The 5712-nt window shown below is 69.3% G+C and carries 3 protein-coding genes; all 3 read left to right on the top strand.

From position 1 onward, the window contains the following. On the top strand, nucleotides 1–1416 hold a 1416-nt coding region (locus AB0395_RS47500; protein ID WP_366294785.1), incomplete at its 5' end, for a cellulose binding domain-containing protein. Then, complete coding sequence (locus tag AB0395_RS47495; RefSeq protein WP_366294782.1) at nucleotides 1413–3371, top strand: fibronectin type III domain-containing protein; 1959 nt, start codon at nucleotides 1413–1415, stop codon at nucleotides 3369–3371. The genes AB0395_RS47500 and AB0395_RS47495, both read left to right, overlap by 4 nt. After that, nucleotides 3368–5650 carry a glycosyl hydrolase family 18 protein gene (locus AB0395_RS47490; protein ID WP_366294780.1) on the top strand — a complete coding sequence of 761 codons (2283 nt, stop codon included), beginning with the start codon at nucleotides 3368–3370 and terminating at the stop codon, nucleotides 5648–5650. Before AB0395_RS47495 ends, AB0395_RS47490 begins: the two co-directional genes overlap by 4 nt. Nucleotides 5651–5712: the final 62 nt, after the last annotated feature.

The following is a 5712-nucleotide window of genomic DNA, read 5'->3' as shown; positions in this document are numbered from 1 at the left end:
CCCCACCTAGAGAGCCTCATGAGGCAGGTCATGAACCAACGATCAGCACGGGTGCGGCTGACGACGCTCGCCGTCGCCGCCGCGCTCGCCTGCGGGGCGACGCTGCTGGCGACCGCTCCGGCCCAGGCCGACACCGCAACCTTCGTCAAGGCTTCAGAGTGGTCCGGCGGCTACACCGGCCAGATCACCGTGAAGAACACCGGCACCACCACGCTCAACGGCTGGACGGTGGTTTTCGACCTGCCTTCTGGCACCACGGTCGGCTCCTACTGGGACGCGCTCATGACGCAGTCCGGGAGCAGGTACACCTTCAAGAACCGTGACTACAACGGCACGCTCGCGCCGGGTGCGAGCGCCACCTTCGGCTGGGTCGGCACCGGTACCGGCGCGCCGACCGGCTGCACGCTCAACGGCAAGCCCTGCACCGGCGGACCCGATCCCTCGCCGTCGCCGACCGTCACCCCGACCACGAGCCCGAGCCCGACGGTCAGCCCGACCGCAAGCCCGAGCCCGACCGTGACCCCGACGGTACAGCCCGGCGGCACGCTGTGGATGGCCCCCTACGTGGACATGGGCGCCTGGCCGACCCCGATCCTGTCCGACATGGTGACGGCCTCGGGGGTGAAGAACTACACGCTCGCCTTCGTCGGGGCCGGGACCTGCAAGGCCACCTGGTTCGGCGCCTACGACCCGCGCTCCGGGTGGGCGAAGGACCAGATCGACGCCGTCAGGGCGGCGGGCGGAGACGTGAAGATCTCCTTCGGCGGCGCCAGCGGTGTCGAGCTCGCCCAGGCCTGCACCGACGTCACCGCCCTCTACAACGAGTACAAGGCCGTCGTCGACACCTACGGCCTGAAGTACATCGACCTGGACATCGAGGGCACGGCGGCGGCCGACACCGCCTCCATCAACCGCAGGTCGCAGGCGCTGGCCAGGCTCCAGCAGACCTACCCGAACCTCAAGATCTCGCTGACCCTGCCGGTGCTGCCGGAAGGCCTCGTGGAGACGGGGATCAACGTGGTCAAGGCGGCCAGGGACGCCGGGGTCAACCTCGACCTCGTCAACGTCATGGCGATGGACTACTACCGTGACGTCGACTACGGCGACGCGGCGGTCCAGGCGGCCAACGGCACCTTCGCGCAGCTCAAGACCCTCTACCCGGCCAAGAGCGACGCCCAGCTCTGGAAGATGCTCGCCGTCACGCCGATGCTCGGCAAGAACGACGACGGGCGGACCTTCGACCAGAACGACGCGCGCCAGCTCGTCGCCTTCGCCAAGTCCAAGCACCTCGGAATGCTCTCGTTCTGGGAGGCGACGCGCGACCGCAACGCCTGCAACGGCCCGCTCTACAAGTGCACCAACATCGCCCAGACGCCCTACGAGTTCGCCAAGATCTTTGTGGGGTACACCGGATGAACCTCAGGAAGCTCGCGGCGGCGGCCGTACTGGCGCTGGGCGGCACGATGCTCGCCGCGACGCCCGCCCACGCCGCCAACATCGCGACCAACCCCGGATTCGAGAATGACCTGACCGGCTGGACCTGTACGGCAGGCTCGGGTGCGACGGCGGTCTCCTCACCGGTGCACGGCGGGTCGAAGGCGCTGCAGGCCACGCCCCAGGGGGCGGATACCGCGCGCTGTCAGCAGACGGTCAGCGTCAAGCCGTCCTCGTCGTACTCACTGTCGGGCTGGGTACGCGGCGGCTACGTCTTCCTGGGTGTGAGCGGCACCGGCACGACCGACCAGAGCACCTGGTCCTCCTCGCCGTCGGCCTACTCCCAGCTGACCCGGACCTTCACCACCGGCGCGTCGACCAAGTCCGTGACGATCTACGTCAACGGCTGGTACGGCCAGGGCGCCTACCAGGCCGACGACATCGTCCTGGACGGCCCGCCCGGTGACGACACCCCGCCCCCGGACACCGTCCCGCCGACCGTTCCCGCCAATCTGGCCGTCGGCGGCGCGACCGGCAGCACGCTGAGCCTGACCTGGTCGGCCTCGACCGACAACTCCGGCAGGATCGACCGCTACGAGATCTCGCGGGACAACGCGACGCCGGTCAGCGTCGGCGCGAACCTGAGCTACACCGCGACCGGCCTGAGCGCCAACACCACCTACGGCTTCCGGGTCCGGGCGTGTGACGGGTCGAACAACTGCTCCGCCTACACCTCCGTGGTGAACGGCACGACCAGCGGCGGCGGCACCGACACCACCCCGCCGACCGTGCCGACCGGCCTGACCGTGAGCGGCCCCACGACCAGCTCGCTGAACCTGGCGTGGTCGGCCTCGACCGACGACTCGGGCACGGTGAACCGCTACGAGGTGTCGCGGGACAACGCGACGCCGGTCAGCGCGGGCGCGAACCTGAGCTACACCGCGACCGGCCTGAGCGCCAACACCACCTACGGCTTCCGGGTCCGGGCGTGTGACGGGTCGAACAACTGCTCCGCCTACACCTCCTCGGTCAGCGGCAAGACCAGCGACGTCGGCCAGCCGCCGACCGGCGAGATCCGCTACGCGCCGTACGTCGACATCACGATGGCGACGCCCTCCCTGGTCAGTGCCGCCAACGCGACAGGTGTGAAGAACTACACCCTCGCCTTCGCCCTCGGCGACAGCACCGGCTGCAACCCCGCGTGGGGCGCGACCATCCCGATCGACGAGCCGCGCATCATCAACGACGTCAAGGCGCTCCAGGCGCAGGGCGGCCAGGTGATCGTGGCCACCGGCGGCGCCCAGGGGCCGTACCTCGAGCACAACTGTGGCACCTCCGCCACGCTGCTCGCCGCCTACAAGAAGGTGCTCGACACCGTCGGCACCAACCACCTCGACGTCGACGTCGAGGCCTCGATCGACGTCAACAAGGTCAACACCGCGCTGAAGCAGCTCCAGACCGAGCGCGGCACCGTGATCAGCTACACCCTGCGGATCCAGGGCCAGGACTACGGCCTCGACCCGTTCTCCGTGTCGATTCTGCAGGACGCGGCGGCCAAGGGCCTCAACATCATCGTCAACCCGATGCTGATGGACTTCGGCTACAGCGGAAACTGGGGCGCCGCGCTGATCAGCGCCGCCCAGGCGACCCTCAACCAGATGAAGGGCGTCTGGCCCTCGAAGACCGACGCCCAGCTCAGGAAGATGCTCGGGCTCACCCCGATGATCGGCAAGAACGACACCGGATCGACCACCACCCAGGCGGACGCCCGTTCGCTGCTGAGCTGGGCCAACACCAACCACGTGGCCTACATCGGCTTCTGGTCCGCGGGCCGCGACAACGGCGGCTGCCCCAACGGCCAGGTCTCGCCCACCTGCAGCGGCATCTCACAGTCGCCGTGGGAGTTCACGAACATCTTCAAGGGATTCAGCGGATGAACCTCAGAAAGCTCGCGGCGGTGGCCGTACTGGCGCTCGGCGGCACGATGCTCGCCGCGACGCCCGCCCACGCCGCCAACATCGCGACCAACCCCGGATTCGAGGACGGCCTGACCGGCTGGACCTGTACGGCGTCCTCGGGCGCCACCGCGGTCTCCTCGCCGGTGCACGGCGGGTCAAAGGCGCTGCAGGCCACGCCCGTCGGCAACGACACCGCGCGCTGCCAGCAGACGGTCAGCGTCAAGCCGTCCTCGTCCTACTCACTGTCGGGCTGGGTGCGCGGCGGCTACGTCTTCCTGGGCGTGACCGGCACCGGCACGACCGACCAGAGCACCTGGACGTCGTCGCCGTCGGCCTACTCCCAGCTCACCCGCACCTTCACCACCGGCGCCTCGACCACCTCGGTGACGATCTACGTCAACAGCTGGTACGGCCAGGGCGCCTACCAGGCCGACGACATCGTCCTGGACGGCGAGGCGGGGCAGGGCCAGCCCCCGGCCGCCCCGGCCAATCTCACCGGGACGAGCATCCCCAGCAGCGCCACGCTGAACTGGACGGCCTCCGCCGGCGCGACGAGTTACAACGTCTACCGCGACGGAGCCAAGGTCGGCTCGACCTCCGGTATCACCTACACCGACGTCGGTCCGGTGGCCGGCACCCACGTCTACCAGGTGACCGCGGTCAACGCCGCGGGCGAGTCGGCCAAGTCCAACTCGGTCACGCTGGTGCTCGGCAACGACGGCCCGCAGGTCCCGGCCACCCCCACCGGCCTGACCGGCACGGGCAGCTCGAACTCGGCCACCCTGAACTGGACGGCCTCCGCCGGGGCGACGAGCTACAACGTCTACCGGGGCGGCACCAAGGTGGGCTCGGCCACGACGACCACCTACGTCGAGGCCCTCCCGCCGGGCACCTACGGCTACCAGGTGAGCGCCGTCAACGCCGTGGGCGAGTCGGCCAAGTCCGCACAGGTCGCCGTCCTGGTCGGCGGTGACGCCCCGCCGCCGGCCCCTCCGACCGGGCTGACCGCCGCGGTCAACGGCAACACCGTGACGCTGAAGTGGAACACCGCCTCGGGCACCCCGACGGGCTACAACGTCTACCGCGGCAGCGTCAAGGTCGCCTCCCCGACGGCCACCACCTTCAGCGAGGTCCTCGCCGGCGGCACGTACGCCTACCAGGTGAGCGCGTTCAACCCGGCGGGCGAGTCGCCCAGGTCCGCCCCGGTCACGGTCACGGTCGGCCCCGGCGACCCGCCGAGCAGCCGGGTCCTGGTCGGCTACCTGCACGCCTCCTTCGCCAACGGCTCCGGCTACGTGCGGATGGCCGACGTGCCGAAGGAGTGGGACTTCATCAACCTGTCCTTCGGCGAGCCGACCTCGGTGACCTCCGGTGACATCCGCTTCGTGCGCTGCCCGGTCGCCGAGTGCCCCAGCGTCGAGTCCGACGCCGACTTCATCGCGGCGATCAAGGCGAAGCAGGCCCAGGGCAAGAAGGTGCTGATCTCGATCGGCGGCCAGAACGGCCAGGTCCAGCTCACCACGACGGCCGCGCGTGACAAGTTCGTCGAGTCGGTGGGCGCCATCATCGACAAGTACGGCCTCGACGGCCTCGACGTCGACTTCGAGGGGCACTCGCTCTACCTCAACCAGGGCGACACCAACCTCGCGGCCCCGACCACCCCGGTCGTCGTCAACCTGATCTCCGCGCTGAAGACCCTCAAGGCCAAGTACGGCTCCAAGTTCGTGCTGACCATGGCCCCCGAGACGTTCTTCGTCCAGCTCGGCTACCAGTTCTACGGCCCCGGCGCGAACGGCTCCGCCGACCAGCGGGCCGGGTCCTACCTGCCCGTCATCCACGCGCTGCGCAACGACCTGACCCTGCTGCACGTCCAGGACTACAACTCCGGGCCGATCACCGGCCTGGACAACCAGTACCACACCATGGGTAACGCGGACTTCCACGTGGCCATGACCGACATGCTGCTCGCGGGCTTCCCGATCGCGGGCAACGTCAACAACGTCTTCCCGGCCCTGCGCCCGGAGCAGGTCGCCATCGGCCTGCCCGCCGCGACCTACGCGGGCGGCGGCTTCACCTCGGTGGGCGAGGTCCAGAAGGCCTTCGACTGCCTGGCCAAGGGCACCAACTGCGGGTCCTACAAGCCGAAGGGCGTCTACCGCGGTCTGCGCGGCCTGATGACCTGGTCGATCAACTGGGACAAGTACAACAACTTCGAATTCTCCCGTAACCACAGGGCCTACCTCGACGCCCTGAACTGAAAAGCCCCTCGCCGCCGGGGGAGACGGAACCCCGGCGGCGAGGTTTCCCTCGCCATCGAAGG

The organism is Streptosporangium sp. NPDC051023 (genome assembly GCF_040689595.1).
In the GTDB taxonomy this organism is placed as follows: Bacteria; Actinomycetota; Actinomycetes; order Streptosporangiales; family Streptosporangiaceae; genus Streptosporangium.
Note: the sequence above shows the minus strand (reverse complement) of the source record. Positions and strands in the feature narration are given on the sequence as shown.

Coding starts and splice junctions, on each gene's coding strand:
- AB0395_RS47490 (WP_366294780.1), top strand. CDS start 3,368: ATGAACCTCAGAAAGCTCGCGGCGGTGGCCGTACTGGCGCTCGGCGGC.
- AB0395_RS47495 (WP_366294782.1), top strand. CDS start 1,413: ATGAACCTCAGGAAGCTCGCGGCGGCGGCCGTACTGGCGCTGGGCGGC.